The 17,146-nt window shown below is 70.7% G+C and carries 13 protein-coding genes; 5 read left to right on the plus strand and 8 right to left on the minus strand.

Annotated features, from left to right (window positions below):
- The first annotated feature begins 371 nt into the window (after positions 1–371).
- On the plus strand, positions 372–569 hold the full coding sequence (locus JOE55_RS02025; RefSeq protein ID WP_006214873.1) for a DUF7455 domain-containing protein: 198 nt from the start codon (positions 372–374) through the stop codon (positions 567–569).
- Between the two features lie 98 nt (positions 570–667).
- Here JOE55_RS02025 and JOE55_RS02030 read toward each other — a convergent pair whose 3' ends face one another.
- The 7 genes from JOE55_RS02030 to JOE55_RS02060 form a co-directional block, all read right to left on the minus strand.
- Positions 668–1,201 (minus strand): GyrI-like domain-containing protein, encoded by a 534-nt coding sequence (locus tag JOE55_RS02030; RefSeq protein ID WP_204781859.1) that lies wholly within the window; start codon positions 1,199–1,201, stop codon positions 668–670.
- A 138-nt stretch (positions 1,202–1,339) separates the two neighbouring features.
- The gene (gene dhaL / locus JOE55_RS02035) at positions 1,340–2,047 is read right to left on the minus strand and encodes a dihydroxyacetone kinase subunit DhaL (protein ID WP_024290317.1); all 708 of its coding nucleotides are present in this window, start codon (positions 2,045–2,047) and stop codon (positions 1,340–1,342) included.
- 10 nt (positions 2,048–2,057) lie between these two features.
- A complete protein-coding gene (locus JOE55_RS02040; protein WP_204781860.1) occupies positions 2,058–3,053 on the minus strand; it encodes a dihydroxyacetone kinase subunit DhaK in 996 nt (331 codons plus the stop codon).
- Positions 3,054–3,215: 162 nt separating this feature from the next.
- Positions 3,216–4,850, minus strand: a complete 1,635-nt coding sequence (locus tag JOE55_RS02045) for an RNA polymerase sigma factor (protein WP_204781861.1) — start codon at positions 4,848–4,850, stop codon at positions 3,216–3,218.
- A gap of 239 nt (positions 4,851–5,089) precedes the next feature.
- The gene (locus JOE55_RS02050) at positions 5,090–6,388 is read right to left on the minus strand and encodes a hypothetical protein (RefSeq protein ID WP_204781862.1); all 1,299 of its coding nucleotides are present in this window, start codon (positions 6,386–6,388) and stop codon (positions 5,090–5,092) included.
- A gap of 99 nt (positions 6,389–6,487) precedes the next feature.
- Complete coding sequence (locus tag JOE55_RS02055) at positions 6,488–7,720, minus strand: MFS transporter (RefSeq protein WP_239546386.1); 1,233 nt, start codon at positions 7,718–7,720, stop codon at positions 6,488–6,490.
- Between the two features lie 59 nt (positions 7,721–7,779).
- On the minus strand, positions 7,780–8,700 hold the full coding sequence (locus tag JOE55_RS02060) for a PAC2 family protein (RefSeq protein ID WP_006214866.1): 921 nt from the start codon (positions 8,698–8,700) through the stop codon (positions 7,780–7,782).
- A 322-nt stretch (positions 8,701–9,022) separates the two neighbouring features.
- Between JOE55_RS02060 and JOE55_RS02065 the strand changes: the two genes are divergently transcribed.
- From JOE55_RS02065 to JOE55_RS02080, 4 genes are all read left to right on the plus strand, one after another.
- A complete protein-coding gene (locus JOE55_RS02065) occupies positions 9,023–10,666 on the plus strand; it encodes a leucyl aminopeptidase (protein ID WP_204781864.1) in 1,644 nt (547 codons plus the stop codon).
- Between the two features lie 205 nt (positions 10,667–10,871).
- Complete coding sequence (lpdA, locus tag JOE55_RS02070) at positions 10,872–12,239, plus strand: dihydrolipoyl dehydrogenase (RefSeq protein WP_006214864.1); 1,368 nt, start codon at positions 10,872–10,874, stop codon at positions 12,237–12,239.
- 90 nt (positions 12,240–12,329) lie between these two features.
- Positions 12,330–14,561, plus strand: coding sequence for a 2-oxoglutarate dehydrogenase, E2 component, dihydrolipoamide succinyltransferase (sucB, locus tag JOE55_RS02075; protein ID WP_204781865.1), 2,232 nt, complete (start codon positions 12,330–12,332; stop codon positions 14,559–14,561).
- Between the two features lie 167 nt (positions 14,562–14,728).
- On the plus strand, positions 14,729–15,076 hold the full coding sequence (locus JOE55_RS02080) for a hypothetical protein (protein WP_006214862.1): 348 nt from the start codon (positions 14,729–14,731) through the stop codon (positions 15,074–15,076).
- A 138-nt stretch (positions 15,077–15,214) separates the two neighbouring features.
- Here the strand turns inward: JOE55_RS02080 and JOE55_RS02085 are convergent, their stop codons facing one another.
- The gene (locus tag JOE55_RS02085) at positions 15,215–17,107 is read right to left on the minus strand and encodes a hypothetical protein (protein WP_204781866.1); all 1,893 of its coding nucleotides are present in this window, start codon (positions 17,105–17,107) and stop codon (positions 15,215–15,217) included.
- Positions 17,108–17,146 lie beyond the last annotated feature (39 nt).

Here is a 17,146-nt window from a genome sequence, read left to right on the forward strand (position 1 = left end):
TCCTGCGGTTCGACGGCATCGATCGTGCCTGCGGCTGCCGGCCGCGGCCGCGGGTGGGGCGGCCGCCCGGCGGCGCACGGGCGACCCCACTCTAGACCGGCTCGGCGACACCGCGCGGGCCGCTGCCGTTGCGATCGACGACGGGTCCCCACCGTGACGCGGCGCTCACCGGATGCGCGGTGGGCGAAATCGCGTGCCGCTGGGAAGCTTCCGGGGGCTCGGCGTGGTTCTATAGTCCGAACCGCCGCACCCCCTGCCTCGGAGGACCGAGCGCATCGGATGCGCGGTATCGGCCCAGCGTCGATGCTGGACCAGACGAATCCGTCGCGGACATCTCACGATCCGACGGACTCCGAGCACGAGGAGGAATCGTGAACACCACGCTTGAGACCCCAGAACTGAACGCCACCCACCGCTGCGACGCCTGCGGCGCCCAGGCCTACGTCCGTGTGGTCCTCGAGTCCACCGGCGGCGAGCTGCTCTTCTGCGCTCACCACGCCCGTGCCAACGAGGACAAGCTGCGCCCCATGGCCGCCCAGTGGCAGGACGAGACCGAGCGCATCTCCTGAACGCTCAGGATCCCCTGCAGCGCTGGCGATGAGCCGGCACGAGGGCCCCGTTCACCGATCGGTGAACGGGGCCCTCGGCTGTGCCGGAGGCCTCGGGCTCAGCCCAGCCGCGTGAACAGGTCGGTGCGCAGGTCCACCGGATCCATCTCCGGGCTCGGTTCGGTGACGTAGACCTCCCAGAACGGCAGCTCGGGGGTCTCACCGGCGACGGCGACCTGACCCATGAACCCGGCCCAGGCGGTCGACAGCTGGTCGAACCCGCCCAGGTGGGAGATCCGCGCCGCTCGTCCTCCCGGCAGCCACGACGGCTCCAGCCGCACTCCGTCCGCGGCCTCGATCACGGACTCGCTCGGCTCGGTCAGGGGCATGCCGACCTCGAAGTCCGCGGTCTCGTCCGGGGCGCGGTGGTACAGAGCGAACGCCGGTCCGCTGGGGGTCAGCCCGTGCTGCGCCATGGCCGGGAAGATCGCGCGGAAGGCGGTGTCGAAGACCTCCGGCATCCGGTCCATCAGCTGGCCGTGGACCTTCAGCACCAGCGTGGGGACCTGCTGGGCCTCGAAGACCTCGAGGCTGGTCACGGGCTCCTGGCTCAGGCCCATGGGCGATCCGGAGGGGGTGGATTCCTGCGTCATGGGTCTCTCCTGTATCTCGTGCCCCCGCAGCGCGGGCGGCTTCCGGATGCGGCGGGGTTCTGGGCTCAGACTAGGTCGTCGTCCCGGTGTCGCAGGAGAGGGCCCTCCCCCTGCGTCTGCGCCGGAAAGGCCCGTCCCTCAGACGAGCCAGGCGGTGTCGACCTCCCGCGGGTGCTGCTCGCCCCGACCGGCGTCAGCGGCGGCACGAGCCGCGCCCAGCACCAGTGCCATGGCCGCGGCGCCCGGGTCGATCACCCCCTGCGAAGCCTCTCCCACATAGCTGGCTCGACCGCGTCGGGCGAGGCTCTCAGCACTGCTGCGAGCGCCCTCGACCGCAGCGGCCTCGCCGGCTTCGAGGACGTGCTGCGAAGGCTCGCCGTCGTGCAGGCTCCGGCGCATGGCCTCCACTGCGGGAGCCAGGGCATCGACCATCGTCTTGTCCCCGACCTCGGCCTCGCCGTAGCGCTGCACGATCGCCTGCCCCGCAGCCAGGGCCTCAACGAGCTCCTCCACCTGCGGAGTGCCGTCCGCCTCACCGGCCTTGGCCAGCTCTCGGAAGAACACGCCGAACAGCGGACCGCTGGTGCCGCCCACGGCGAGCCAGCCGCGATACAGCGCGCTCAGCCACTGCCGGTAGGTGCTCGGCTGCTCCTGCTCGGTCTCCCTGTCCAGCTGCGACAGCGCGGTGCGCACGCTGGTGCCGAAGTCGCCGTCGCCTGCTCGACGGTCCAGCTCGCCGAGGGCTTCGGCGTTCTCGCCCAGCAGCCGCTGCACGCCCTGCACGAATCGGCGCCCGAAGTCCTCGCCCAGGCCCTGAGCCGTCCCGGAACTCTCCTGCTCGGTCATCTTCTGCTCCTCACCAGGTCAGGGCGGGGGTGCGCACGGGGGCGTCCCACAGCTGACGGGTCTGCGGATCCAGCGGCATCAGCGTGATCGACACGCCGTGCATGTCCAGGCTCGTGACGTACGAGCCCACGAGCCAGCGCCCGACGGACAGTCCTTCGCCTCGGAGGCGATGGTGCGCCGCTCGCGCCACGAGGCTCAGCTCGAGCTGCGTGGCCGAGCCGAGGCCGTTGACCACCACGAGCAGCTCCTGCCCCTGCTCCAGGCCCAGCTGCTCGAGCAGCGGGTCGAGCAGCTGGTCCGTCAGCCCGTCGGCGTCGGTGAGCTCGCCACGGCGGGCCGCGCGCTCGCCGTGGATGCCGACGCCGAGCTCGACCTCGTGGTCCTCGAGCTCGAACTGGGGGCGCCCGTCCGCCGGCGGGGTGCCCGCGGACAGCGCCAGGCTCATGGTCCGCGCCGAGGCTGCGGCGCGGCGGCCGATCTCGGCGACCTCGCTCAGCTCGGCTCCCTGCTCGGCTGCGGCCCCGCACAGCTTCTCCACGATCAGGGTGGCGGCGGTCCCCCGGCGGCCCGGTCCGCCGTCCGGGGAGTCGGTGGCCAGGTCGTCGTCGACCAGCACGATCTCGGTCTCGATGTCATCGTCGCCGGTGATCTCGTCCGCGATCCGGAAGTTCAGGACGTCGCCGGTGTAGTTCTTGACGATCTGGACGACGCCGCGGCCCGAATCGGCTGCGCGCGTGGCCTCCAGGACCTGCAGCGCGGTGGGGCTCGTGAACACGGCGCCCGCAACGGCCACGTCCAGCATGCCGCGCCCGACCATCCCGGCGTGCAGCGGCTCGTGTCCGGAGCCCCCGCCGGAGACCAGTCCGACCTTGTCCTGAGCGGGCTCGCGGCGGCGCACGTAGCGGTGCTCGGCCTCCAGCTCCAGCAGCTGCGGGTGGCTGAGCACGAGGCCCTCGAGGGCCTGCGGCACCAGCTGATCGGGATCGTTGACGATGCTTCGGCGCATGGCCGCTCCTCACCTGAGGTGTTCTCTCGGTGCTGCGGATCCTACGGGCGGCCTCCGACGGTGCAGCGCCCGGGGAATACGACGACGGCCCCCTCTCCGCCGCCGCTGGGGCAGCCGGAGGGAGGGCCGTCGGAAGGACGCTGCGCGCTCAGCGCAGGAGGATCAGTCCAGGTAGTCGCGCAGGACCTGCGAGCGCGAGGGGTGGCGCAGCTTGGACATGGTCTTGGACTCTATCTGGCGGATCCGCTCGCGGGTCACGCCGTAGACCTTGCCGATCTCGTCCAGGGTCTTGGGCTGGCCGTCGGTGAGCCCGAAGCGCATGGCGACCACCCCTGCCTCCCGCTCGGAGAGTGTGTCGAGCACCGAGTGCAGCTGCTCCTGCAGCAGCGTGAAGCTCACGGCGTCGGCGGGCACGACGGCCTCGGAGTCCTCGATCAGGTCTCCGAACTCGGAATCGCCGTCCTCGCCCAGCGGGGTGTGCAGGGAGATAGGCTCGCGGCCGTACTTCTGGACCTCGACGACCTTCTCCGGCGTCATGTCCAGCTCCTTGGCCAGCTCCTCCGGGGTGGGCTCGCGGCCCAGGTCCTGGAGCATCTGGCGCTGGACGCGGGCCAGCTTGTTGATGACCTCGACCATGTGCACCGGGATGCGGATGGTGCGGGCCTGATCGGCCATGGCGCGGGTGATCGCCTGGCGGATCCACCAGGTGGCGTAGGTCGAGAACTTGAAGCCCTTGGTGTAGTCGAACTTCTCGACGGCGCGGATCAGGCCCAGGTTGCCCTCCTGGATGAGATCCAGGAAGAGCATGCCGCGGCCCGTGTAGCGCTTGGCCAGGGAGACGACGAGGCGCAGGTTGGCCTCGAGCAGGTGGTTCTTGGCGCGCTTGCCGTCGTGGATGACCCAGCGCAGGGCCTTGCGGTCCTCCTTGGACAGCTTGTCCGCTTCCTCACCCTTGTACTTGTGCTCGGCGAACAGGCCGGCCTCGATCCGCAGGGCGAGATCGACCTCCTGCTCGGCGTTGAGCAGCGCGACCTTGCCGATCTGCTTCAGGTAGTCCTTGACGGGATCGGCGGTCGCGCCCGCGGAGACAACCTGCTGCGCGGGGGCGTCGTCATCGTCGTTGTTGGACAGCACGAAGCCGCGGACCTTGTCCGACTTGGACTCGGTCTCCTTGCCCGTGGGCTTGGCGATGACCTCGGTGCCGGAGCGGGCCTTCTCGGCGTCGTCGCCCTGGACGACGACGTCCTCGCCCTCCTCCGCGGAGTCATCGGCCTCATCGGCCGAGTCGAGGTCCTCTCCCGAGGCGTCCTCGTACTCGTCCGCGCTGTCCTCCGGCTCGGCCTGGGCCGCCTTGCGGCGGGTGGTCTTGGGCGCGGCCTTGGCGGCGGTCTCGTCGGACTCGGCGGCCTTGGCCGCCGTCTTGCGCGTGGTGGGCTTCTTGGCGGCGGTCTTCTTGGCCGGAGTCTTCTTGGCCGGGGCCTTCTCAGCCTCCTCCAGCGACTCGGTCTTGGCCTCCGCCTCAGCACCGGTCTCCGGAACCGAGGCCTTGGTGGCCGTGGAGCGGGACGCGGTCGACTTGGAGGCAGCCGACTTGGAGGCCGTGGACTTGGCGGCGCTCGACTTCGCCGCGGACGAGGTGGTCTTGCGCGCGGCGGTGGTCTTCTTGGCCGCAGTCGTCTTCTTGGCGGCGGACTTGGCCGGGGCTGCGCCCGTGGACTCCGCACCCGCGGTGTCGACCTCAGCGGGGTCGCTCGCGCTCGCAGCGGCAGCCGACTTGTTCTGGGCAGCAGGGGACAATGTTGACCTTTCCTCACTAGACGAAGCGCCCGACTCACCGTCAGAACGCCTATGACCCTGTCAAGCCCTCGGCTCGCACACACACACGCGCTGCCAAGGATCCTGAAGGGCCTACCGTGGGATCCAACCAGAGGTCGCTGCCTTTTGTTCCGTGAATCGCGGATGTCGCAGATCTTTTTTCTGACATCGCTGGAGCGCGCCCCACGGCTTTCGTCCGAACACCGGCAGGACCTCGGGGCTCAGCTGCGACGATGCCAGCTGCGCTGCGGATCTCCCGCCCAGCTGGGCAGCGGATGCTGGGTGCCCAGAGCGCGCAGTCGTGCCACGCCCAGGTGCCCCGGCACGGCCTCCGCAGCCAGCTCGAGCCACTGGGTCGCCCGCGTCCCCCGGGCGCGAAAGCGCTCCAGATGCGCGGTGGCCACCCACAGCCAGGCCTCGGCATCGGCACCGGCCGGCGATCCGGGCCCCGCTTCAGCGGCGCCGTGCAGCAGGTCCAGCAGCAGCTCGAGCACGCCCTCGCACTGCTCGACCCGCTCCCAGTCGGGCGTCCCGTCCCACTGGCCCTTGAGCACCTCGATCATCCAGCCGAAGTCCTCGCCGTGGCTCGACCCGTGCACCATGGCCTGCAGCTGCCACCAGGCCCTCAGGGCGCGTCCGTGCTGGCCGGTGAGCACGGACACCGCGAGCGCGTCCGATCCCAGCGGATCCGCCAGGCAGACCAGCAGCTGCGCCTGCGCGGCCGAATCCAGCGCCGAGGCCCGTTCGGCGGCCGTGCCCGGGGAGCGCTCATCGAGCAGGCGCTGCCAGGCCTCCAGGGAGTCGGCCACCTGGGGTCCGACGTCGCGGTGGAGGCACTGGGCGGCACCGGGTCCGGCCGCGCCGCGGCGCAGGCTCCATCGCCGCTGGAACTCTCGGACCAGGCCCCGGCAGTCCTCTACCCGCAGCTCGCTGCGCTCCGGCTCGGCGCGGACGGACCGAGCCGGGGCCGGCTCGTCGACCGTGCTTCCGGTGACCACCAGCGCCGTCCACACCGCGCTCGAGCGGATCTCCTGCACGTCGCGGCCGATCCGGGGCTCGGAGTCCTCCAGATCGAACCACTGCCGCGGCCCCACCTCCCAGCACCCGGCGATGCTGTGCCCGGACAGGGCCGCGGCCTCCCCCACGGCGTCGACGACCTGCTCACACTGCCGCGCGTCCAGGGAGGACCCGTCGGTGAACAGTGCCAGGTAGAGGCGGTCGCCCACCGGATCGTGCTCCAGCAGGCGGCACAGCTCGGCGATCCACTCGAGCAGCGTGAGCTCATCGGCGAGCACCCGCTCCTCGGGCAGGTCCACGCGCAGGCACGGGCCGGGCTCCGAATCGGTCGAGGTCAGCAGCACCGCCGAGCGCTTGGGCCACTGCCCCAGCGTGTGCGGCATGATCGCGAGGATGTCCGCGGCGGTGCGCGCCACGGGCGTGAACGGGTCGCGGCCGACGTCCTGCCCGGAGTCGGCGCGGGAGGAGGGAGTGGGATCGCTGTGCGCGGCGTCTGTGCTCATGGGCCCAGCGTCGCCGTCGGGGCCGGCCACCGGGTCCGGAAGCCGACGACCGTGGAGATCCCGCCCCGCGCGGCTGCGCAGACGGAGGCTGTGGAGCCCTCAGACCGCGCTGGCGCCGTACTTGCTGCGGACCCGGCGGGTGAACAGCAGGCAGAAGGCCGAGCCCCCGGCCGTCACCAGCAGCTGCGTGGCCATGGCCACTCGGAACGACGCCGGCGAGTACAGCTCGTCGGTGATCCCCAGCGCCAGCTGCAGATCCAGCGCGGCACCGATGAGGAAGATCGCGATCAGGGCCGCCACGAAGCCGCCGACATTCGCGATCCCGGTGGCGGTGCCGGCCCGGCGCACGGGGATGAACGACTGGATCACGTTGAAGGCGAGCATGGAGGCCGGCAGCGAGATCGCGATCAGCACGACCGCCGCGACCACCACCAGGAACGGCGCATGCCCGGGCCACAGCAGCAGCACGAGCCACGCGGTCGCACCCAGTCCGATGATGGTGAAGGACAGGCGCATCCGGCGATCGGGCGCACGCGAGACGATCCCGCCGAGCACGAGGCCCACGACGATGTTGGCCAGCACGAAGAACGTCATGACGAACGACGCCTCCCCCATCGACAGGCCCTGGGCGTGCTGCAGATAGGGGTAACCCCACATCAGTCCGAAGACGTTGCCGGTGAACTGGATCGTGAAGTGCAGCCAGAACGCGAGTCCGATGGAGGGATCGCGCAGGCAGCGCTGCACCTGGATGCGCACCCTGCGCAGGGTCGTGGGCCGCTCGCTGCGGGCCGAGCCCTCCGGGGAGTCGCGCAGGAAGGCCAGCACGAGGACCAGCGTCAGCACGGACAGTCCTGCCATCGACAGGAACGACGGGACCCATCCGGCCGCCGAGAGCAGCAGGCTGAACGGCACGACCGACAGCAGCTGGCCCAGGTTGCCGACCGCGCCGACTGCCATGGTGACCATGGGCGAATAGCGCAGCGAGAACCACGCCGGGACGATCTTCAGCACGCACACGAAGGTCATGGCATCGCCGGCGCCGACGAACACGCGAGCCAGAACGCCCACGCTGATCGACTCGGCCACGGCCAGGATGAGCTGTCCGACGATCATCAGCCCGGCGCCGATGGCGACCATCCGCCGGCTGCCCAGCCGATCGACCAGCACGCCGACGGGGATCTGCATGCCGGCGTAGATCAGGACCTGCAGCATCGTGAACAGGGACAGCTCGGAGGCCGCGGCGCCGAAGCGATCCGCGGCCTGGGTCGAGGCCACCCCGAAGCTCGTCCGCTGCGCCACGGCGATCATGTAGGCGAAGACGCCCACCCCCATGACGAGGAAGGCTGTGCGCGAGTCGCGCTGCGGGAGGGGACGACCAGACGCAGCGCCCGTCACAGGTCGTCAGACTCCGAGCGCTGTGCCAGGAAGGCCTCGGCGGCCGCCCCGATCTCATCGGCATCGGGCAGCTCGTCGGCGTCTCCGGCCAGCAGGGAGCGCGGCTGCGCGCCCTCGACGGCCTCGTCGTAGCGCTGCTCGAGCTGGGAGATCACGGCCTGGATCTCCGGCGACTCGGCCACCTGCTCCTCGATGCGCTGCAGGGCATCGCGGGAGTCGTCGCGCAGGGCGTCGGTGGGCAGGGTCAGGGCCGTGGCCGCGGAGAAGTGCTCGAACGCGGTCACCGCGATCTGCGGCAGGACGGCTTCGGCCATGTACTGCGGGACGTGCACCGAGAAGCCCACGTGGTCGATTCCGGCCTCGGCAAGGCGGATCTCGAGCTGCTGGGCGACCGAGGAGCTCATCTCGATGATCGGCAGCTTGGAGAAGCCCGAGCCCACCAGATCCGTGCGCGAGCCGTGCGGGGTCACCAGGAAGGGTCGGGTGTGCGGAACGGGCATGGGGAATCCCGTGACGTCGGTGACGATCGAGGTCTCCATGCGCTGCACGAGGTCCATGACCGCGTCCAGGAAGCGCTCCCAATGCAGATCCGGCTCCGGCCCGGAGAGCACCGTGAAGTGCTGGCCCAGAGGGTCCGTCACCAGGTGCAGGGCCAGCTCCGGGCCCTCGATGCGCTCGAAGTGGTCCTGGACGAAGCGCACGTGCGGGCGCCGGGCCCGGTAGTCGTGCAGCTGGTCGGAGTCGAACCTGGCCAGGACCTCCGAGGGCAGTCCCCCCAGCAGGGTCTCGCGGACCTGCTCGGCCAGGTGCCCCGCATCGGCGTAGCCGGACAGGGCCACGATCATGGGAGCGCCGTGCAGCCGGGGGTCATCGAGCAGGCTCCCGTTCGCCATGTACAGCTCGGATGCATCAGCCACAGTTGCTCCTCCATCGACGTGCCGTGCGCCGCGCCCCTCCACGGGCACGGGCGCTTCAGCAGGATGCAACGGCCCCGCAGGCGTGTTCTATTCCGTGCGACGGCCGAGCCACCAGTCTCGCACCCATGAGGAGCAGCGCCCATTCGCCGTGCCCCGTCCGAGGCGCCCGCTACCCTCGAGCACATGACGCAGCGGCTGGACGCTCCGGCCCCGCTCCGGGCATATCGCCCGGAGGCAGGCCAGGCGCACCGCTGCAGGAACCGATCCCCGCCCCGATCGCGCGCCGCGCGCAGATCACCCTCCACAGGAATGAGGACAGTCCATGGCCCGCACCCCCTCCAGCTCTCCCGCCCGCCGACGCCCCGGCGCCGAGACCCCGCCCGCGCTCATCGACCTCGTCCCCCCGGGCGGGCTGAGCCTGACCAGCAGCACCAAGAAGCTGTCCTCCCTGTCCGCGGACGCTCTGGTGCTCGGCGTGGAGAAGACCCCCGATGGCCCCGTCGTGGCCATGCCGCTGGAGGCCAAGGGCCTTCCCGCCGATCTGCAGCTGCAGGCGGAGGCGCTGCGCGTCTCCGGCGCCGCAGATGAGGTCCGCACCCTGCCGGCCCCGTCGGGCTCGGCCTGGCCGGTCATCGTGCTGAGCGGGCTGGGCGACGGCCGCGAGACCGACTCGCGCGCCGAGTCGCTGCGCCGCGCCGCCGGTGCGGCCGCACGCGCCCTGACCGGTCGCGAGCACGCCGTGTTCGCTCTGCCGGCCCAGGACGTGGCAGAGGCCGCCGCCGTGGCCGAGGGCGCGGCGCTGGGCGCCTTCACGTTCACCGCCCAGAAGCACGCGACCCGCAAGCCCAGCGACTCCCCGCTGCGCCGTGCCACGATCGCCGCGGCGGGCCTTCCCGCGGACGAGCTGGCTCCCGCTCTGACCCGCGCGGAGAACCTGGGGCGGGCCGTAGCACTGTCGCGCACACTGACCGATCTGTCCCCGGACACGGTGTATCCGCACAGCTTCGCCGAGCTGGCCCGCGATCTCGCGGCCGCGACCTCCACCGGGGCCAAGGGCCGGCTCTCGGTCGAGGTCCTTGCCGAGGACGAGCTCGCCGCCGGCGGCTACGGCGGCCTGATGGGCGTGGGCCAGGGAGCGGCGCACCCGCCGCGCCTGGTGCGCATCGGCTGGGAGCCGGCCAAGCCCGTCGACCATGTGGCGCTGGTGGGCAAGGGCATCACGTTCGACTCCGGCGGCCTGTCGCTGAAGCCCGGGGCATCCATGATGACCATGAAGTCGGACATGTCAGGGGCCGCCACCGTGCTGGCCACGGTGCTGGCCGCCGCCGAGGCAGGGCTTCCCGTGGTCACCACGGGCTGGCTGTGCCTGGCCGAGAACATGCCCTCGGGCACCGCCACCCGCCCCGGCGACGTCCTGCGCATCCGCGGCGGGCGCACCGTCGAGGTCCTGAACACCGACGCCGAGGGCCGGATGGTGCTGGCCGACGGCCTCGTCGCCGCCCGCGAGGAGGATCCGGGCCTGCTCATCGACGTCGCCACGCTGACGGGTGCTCAGATGATCGCCCTCGGCAAGCGCACCGCGGGAGTCATGGGCGATGACGATGCCGTCGAGGCGCTGCTGTCGGCCTCGGTCGACTCGGGCGAGTCCCTGTGGCCCATGCCGCTGCCGCATCACCTGCGCGCCTCGCTGGACTCGCACGTCGCCGATCTGAAGAACATCGGCGACCGCGAGGGCGGGATGCTGGTGGCCGGGCTGTTCCTGCAGGAGTTCGGCGGCGCCGAGCACACCGACTCGGCCGATGACCTGCGCCCCGAGGGCCCTGCCGGCCCCTGGGCGCACCTGGACATCGCCGGACCGTCGTTCAACGAGGACTCCCCGTGGGGCTATACCCCTCGTCAGGGCACGGGCATGGGCCTGCTGACCCTGTTCCGGACCCTCGAGCTCGTGGCCGGACGACCGGTCTGAGCAGACTCGAGCACGCTCGCGGTGTGAGCAGTGCCGCACGGCCGGCCTCCGGGCAGGCCGTGCGGCACGGTCGTCACCCGCATGGCGCGCGCGTGCGACGGGGCTAGACTGACGAACAGAACTGAGGCCTCTGCACGGCATGTCAGGGGCACGCACGGCGACGACGCCGGGCGCACGTGGAACAGATCGCAAGGGAGCGTCATCCGTGGCAGACAACGAATTCGACATCCTGGTGCTCGGCGGAGGCTCCGCTGGCTACGCCGCAGCTCTTCGCGGAGTCCAGCTGGGCTTCAGCGTCGCGCTGATCGAGAAGTCCAAGCTGGGCGGCACCTGCCTGCACTGGGGCTGCATCCCCACCAAGGCGTACCTGCACTCGGCCGAGCTGGCCACCGAGGCCCAGAACTCGGAGAAGTACGGCGTGAGCATCGGCGAGGTCTCCGTGGACATGGCCAAGGTGCGCGAGTACAAGGACAGCATCGTCGCCGGCAAGTACAAGGGCCTGCAGGGACTCATGAAGTCCAAGAAGGTCACCGTCGTGGACGGCTTCGGCAAGCTCACCGGTGAGAACACCATCGACGTCGACGGCACCACCTACACCGGCAAGCACATCATCCTGGCCTCGGGCTCCTACTCGAAGACCATGGGCATCGAGATCCGCGATCGGGTCATGACCTCCACCGAGGCCCTCGAGATCGACTGGACCCCCAAGTCCGCGATCGTGCTGGGCGGCGGCGTCATCGGCTCCGAGTTCGCCTCCATGTGGAACTCCTTCGGCGTGGACGTCACCGTCATCGAGGGCCTGGATCACCTGGTCCCCAACGAGGACCCCGCCATCATCAAGAACCTCGAGAAGGAGTTCAAGAAGAAGGGCATCAAGACCAACCTGGGCACCTTCTTCGAGAAGGTCGAGCAGGACGACAACGGCGCCAAGGTCACCCTCGCCGACGGCAAGGTCTTCGAGGCCGACGTCGTCCTGGTCGCCGTGGGCCGCGCCCCGCGCACCGAGGACATGGGCTACGAGGACCTCGGGATCCCCATGGACCGCGGCTTCGTCACCCCGAACGAGCGCCTGCACACCGGCGTGGGCAACATCTACGCGATCGGCGACATCGTCCCGGGCGTGCAGCTGGCCCACCGCGGCTACCAGCAGGGCCGCTTCGTGGCCGAGGAGATCGCGGGCCTGAACCCGATCCCCGTCGAGGACATCAACGTCCCCAAGGTCACCTTCACCGAGCCGGAGATCTCGTCGGTGGGCTACACCCAGCCCAAGGCCGAGGAGAAGTTCGGCAAGGAGAACATCGAGACCTTCGAGTACAACCTGCTCGGCAACGGCAAGTCCTCGATCCTGGGCACCGGCGGCATCATCAAGCTGGTCCGCGAGAAGGACGGCCCGATCGTCGGCTTCCACGCGATCGGCAAGCGCATCTCGGAGCAGATCGGCGAGGGCCAGCTCATCGTCAACTGGGAGGCCTACCCGGAGGACGTCGCGCAGTTCGTCCACGCGCACCCCACCCAGAACGAGGCCCTCGGCGAGGCCGCCATGGGCCTGGCGGGCATCCCGCTGCACGGCTGATCAGGCCACCTCGGCCGGCGACGCTGCTGACAGCGTCGCCGGCCGATCACCAGCACTGCATCGACCTGACGTCAGAAAGAGAATCTGAACATGTCTGAAACCGTGAACCTTCCTGCACTCGGTGAGTCCGTCACCGAAGGCACCGTGACCCGCTGGCTCAAGGAGGTCGGCGACGAGGTGGCCGTCGACGAGGCCATCGTCGAGATCTCGACCGACAAGGTGGACACCGAGGTCCCCTCCCCGGTCGCCGGTGTGATCGAGGAGATCCTGGTCCAGGAGGACGAGGACGTCGAGGTCGGCGCTCCGCTGGTCGTCATCGGCGACGGCTCCGGCTCCGGCAGCTCCGACGACTCCAGCGACTCCGCGGATGACTCCGCCGAGAAGGAGGAGCCGAAGGCTGAGGAGAAGTCCGAGGAGAAGCCCGCCGAGGAGGCTCCGAAGGCCGAGGCCAAGAAGTCCTCCGGCGGCTCCGGCACCGAGGTCACCCTGCCCGCCCTGGGCGAGTCCGTGACCGAGGGCACCGTGACCCGCTGGCTCAAGGAGATCGGCGAGGAGATCTCCGTCGACGAGCCCCTCCTCGAGGTCTCCACCGACAAGGTCGACACCGAGGTCCCCTCCCCGGTGGCCGGCACCCTGCTCGAGATCCGCGTCCAGGAGGACGAGGACGCCGAGGTCGGCCAGGTCCTGGCCGTGATCGGCGACGCAGACGCCGCCGAGTCCTCCGACGACTCCAGCGACTCCGCGGATGACTCCGCCGAGAAGGAGGAGCCGAAGGCTGAGGAGAAGTCCGAGGAGAAGCCCGCCGAGGAGGCTCCGAAGGCCGAGGCCAAGAAGTCCTCCGGCGGCTCCGGCACCGAGGTCACCCTGCCCGCCCTGGGCGAGTCCGTGACCGAGGGCACCGTGACCCGCTGGCTCAAGGAGATCGGCGAGGAGATCTCCGTCGACGAGCCCCTCCTCGAGGTCTCCACCGACAAGGTCGACACCGAGGTCCCCTCCCCGGTGGCCGGCACCCTGCTCGAGATCCGCGTCCAGGAGGACGAGGACGCCGAGGTCGGCCAGGTCCTGGCCGTGATCGGCGACGCAGACGCCGCCGAGTCCTCCGCCTCCTCGGATGACTCCTCCGATCAGGGCAAGAGCGAGGAGAAGTCCGCCGAGGAGATCGAGGACGCCGCGACGTCGTCGTCGACCCCCGAGGCCACCGACAAGGCCGCCGAGGACAAGACCTCCGGCGAGGCCAAGAAGGACGAGAAGTCCGCTCAGGACCAGAGGTCCGAGAAGGCGCAGGCCGCCAAGACCGAGTCCGCGCAGCAGAAGGCTCCGAAGCAGGAATCCTCCGCGGCCTCCGGCTCCGGCGAGGCCTCCGGCTCCGGTGAGGCCTCCGGCTACGTCACCCCGCTCGTGCGCAAGCTCGCACGCGAGAAGGGCGTGGACCTCGCCTCCGTGAAGGGCACCGGCGTGGGTGGTCGCATCCGCAAGCAGGACGTTCTGGCCGCTGCGGAGTCGGGTGCCCAGGCCCCGGCCTCCTCCGGCTCGGCCCAGCAGGGTGGTGCGCAGATCGCCGACAACGGCGAGCCGACCACCATCCAGCCCGTCTCGGACAAGCGCGGCACCACGGAGAAGGCACCGCGCATCCGCATGACGATCGCCAAGCGCATGCGCGAGTCGCTGCAGGAGTCCGCTCAGCTGACGCAGGTCACCGAGGTCGACATGACCCGCGTGGCCGCTCTGCGGAACAAGGCCAAGGCCCCGTTCCAGGAGAAGCACGGTGCCAAGCTGACCTACCTCCCCTTCTTCGCCCAGGCCGTGGCCGAGGGGCTCAAGGCCAACCCGGCCCTGAACGCCACGTTCAAGGAGGACGAGAAGGAGATCGTCTACAACGGCTCCGAGAACCTGGCGATCGCCGTGGACACCCCGCGCGGTCTGCTGGTCCCGGTCATCAAGGAGGCTGGCGACATGCAGCTTCCGGGCCTGGCCCAGAACATCGCCGACCTCGGCTCCCGCGGTCGCGACGGCTCGCTCAGCCCTGACGACCTGACCGGCGGCACCTTCACGATCACGAACCTGGGCTCCTTCGGCGCGCTGTTCGACACCCCGATCATCAACCAGCCCCAGGTCGCCATCCTGGGCACGGGCACGATCGTGAAGCGCCCCATGGTCATCCAGGACGCCGACGGCAACGACGTCGTGGCCATCCGCCACATGTGCTACCTGTCGCTGACCTACGACCACCGCATCGTGGACGGCGCCGACGCCGGCCGCTTCCTCCAGGGTCTCAAGGCCCGCCTGGAGGAGGGCCGCTTCGAGGGCTCGCTCGGCCTGTGAGCTGAGTCCGCCCCCGCTCGGCAGCGCGTCGAGCGAGCGTCTCCTGCAAGGCCCCGCACCGTCCCACGGTGCGGGGCCTTCCCGCATCGCGACGGGTGGCTGAGATCACCGGCTGCCTCGAGGAATCGGTGACAGGGTGTCGTCAAACTGCGGTTAGTGTGGATTCCATGGCATTCGTGTACTCCCTCCTGGTCCTCGTCCATCTCTTCGGCGCCGCCGTGATCATCGGCACCTGGATCGCCACGTTCCGCAAGCCGACGGTGACCGGCTGGCAGTTCTGGTCGTCCGTGGCCATGCTCGTCTCCGGTCTGCTCCTGATGGGGCTGCTCGAGATGGGGGACGGCCCCGTGAACCACCTCAAGCTCACCATCAAGCTGATCATCGCCATCGCGGTCTTCGCCGCGGCCCTGATCGGTCGCCGGAAGATCGCCAAGGGCGAGCCGGTCTCGACCGGCATCGCCCACGGCGTGGGCGGCTCGGCCCTGATCAACATGGTGATCGCCGTCCTCTGGTGAGCCGCACGCGGGCACACGAGCCCCGCTGAGCAGTGCACCCGTGAGCCGGGACCGAGCAGATCGGTCCCGGCTCGCCGTCATCACCGGGTCGCCGCCACCTCCGGCTCGAGGCGATCTCGGGCCTCCGGCATCTCCGGCTCACATCGGCGTGACGTCGAGGAGGCGCCAGGCGCCGTCGTCGCCTGCCACCATCTCGATGCTCACGTCCTGGCGCAGCGTGGCCTCACCGGCGGCCTCCGGATCCAGGCCGCTGCCCGTGGCCTCCACCGTGCCGGTGACCGTGGCGGTTCGCTCGGGTGGACTGGCTTCGGCGCGGGCGGCGCTCGGGTCCGAGGCCGACGGCTGCGCATCGGCGAGCGCCATCTGCAGGTCCTCGAACGCTCCCGACGATCTCGCCTGGTCCAGGGTCTCCAGGTCATCGGCCAGATCGGCCGCTTCCGGGAGGTAGACCGATTCCAGCAGGTCGCGATCTCCCGTGCGCAGCGCATCGGCGCGCAAGGCGATCAGCGCGGCCGCGGCGTACTCCGGACTGTGCTGAGCGCTCACAGCTTCCGGCTCGGTCGCCGCTCCGGTCTCGGACGAGACGGACTCCCCCGGTGCTGCCTGCGTCGGGTCATCGCCACCGGCAGCCGGCTGGTCTCCGACAGCAGCGCCCGGAACCTGCTCGGCCGAGCCGACGGCGCTGGGGATCTCGTCTGGCGGCCCGGTGACGACCTGCCACCCGGCCAGGGCAGCGGCACCGATCACGACCGCGGCCGCTCCAGCGAGCACGCGACGCGGGCGTCGCGATTCCTCAGACGCGGCGGCTGACGGACGCGCACGACCTCGGGCCGGACGAGCCCTGCCCCGGTCCGCACGATCGCTGCTCACGAGCTGAGGCCCGCCGCCCCTGCCCTGCTCCCCGCCACCGCCGGTGTGCTGGGCACCGCCGTCACCTCGTCGAGTGCTTCCTCGGAGACTTCGAGCGCTGCGCCGCCATCTCTCCGGCTCACGTGCCTCGGCACGCAGCAGCCGGACGGTGGGATCATCGCGCTCCTGTCCTTCCGGGAGGGGCTCGGCTTCATCTGCGGACAGAGGGGCGAAGTCGCCCGCGCCCTTCGCCGCAATCGGTCCTTCGACAGCGGGCCGGCCCATCCGCGTCACGTCGGCAGGCCCAGCCCCTGTGGGGCCGGAGCGCGCTGGCTCATCCCCTGTCGCCTCGGCCTCCGTCGCCTCGAACCCCGCCGAGCACGACGCTGCAGGCCGCAGCAGCAGCTCCAGCTCCGAGGCCGTGAGCATCCCTGAGCCGGTGGCCATCCCGGTACCGGCACGAGCCGTCGGCCCGGCGCGCTCCCCCGTCCCGGCTGAGCCCTCCCCCTCCTGCTGCGCCGCCCGGTCGAGCACGAGGTCCAGGGCGTCGGCGGCTTCCGGATCGAGCAGCGGGTGGGTGCTGCGCAGCGGCGCACGAGTGCGCGCAGCGCTGGGGCGTCGCCCGGTGAGCACCGTGACAGCGGCCGAGGCGAGCAGGACCACGTCGGCGCGGCTGAGCCGCGCCAACTCAGCCCCAGCCGCCGTGTGGGCGCCGGAGGACGGAGAGACCAGCAGCGCCCACCCTCCGTCACCGGACCTGAGCACGTCCTGCAGCCGCAGACGCCCGAGCACTGCGCCGGAGGAGTGCAGCTGCCGCAGGGCGAGGGCGAGATCGGCTGCCATGCGCACGGTCTCATCCTGCTCGACCATCCCAGAAGCCTCCAGCAGGCTCGCAAAGGATTCACCGAGGTCGTCGGGCCCGGAGTAGAGCACGGCGGTGCCGTCGTCGATCACCGCCCGCGGGAGCACGAGCCGCTCGCTGTCCAGGTCTGCAAGTGCGTCCACGAGCTCGGCCCAGTCAGAGGCGTCGTGCGCGTCCGCAAGCGCGAGCCGTCCGAAGGACTCTCCGGTCTGCAGGTGCGTGAGCCGCTGCCCGCCGGCCGGCGCCCACGGGCCATCGAAGCGCAGAAGCTCCCGGAACGGATCGTGGTCCTGAGCGGTGCCCGTCTGGTTCTCATCCATGCGCCCAGCATGCTGTCAGCGAAAGGACGTCTCGAGTTA

The sequence above is a fragment of the Kocuria palustris genome, assembly GCF_016907795.1.
Taxonomy (GTDB): Bacteria; Actinomycetota; Actinomycetes; order Actinomycetales; family Micrococcaceae; genus Kocuria; species Kocuria palustris.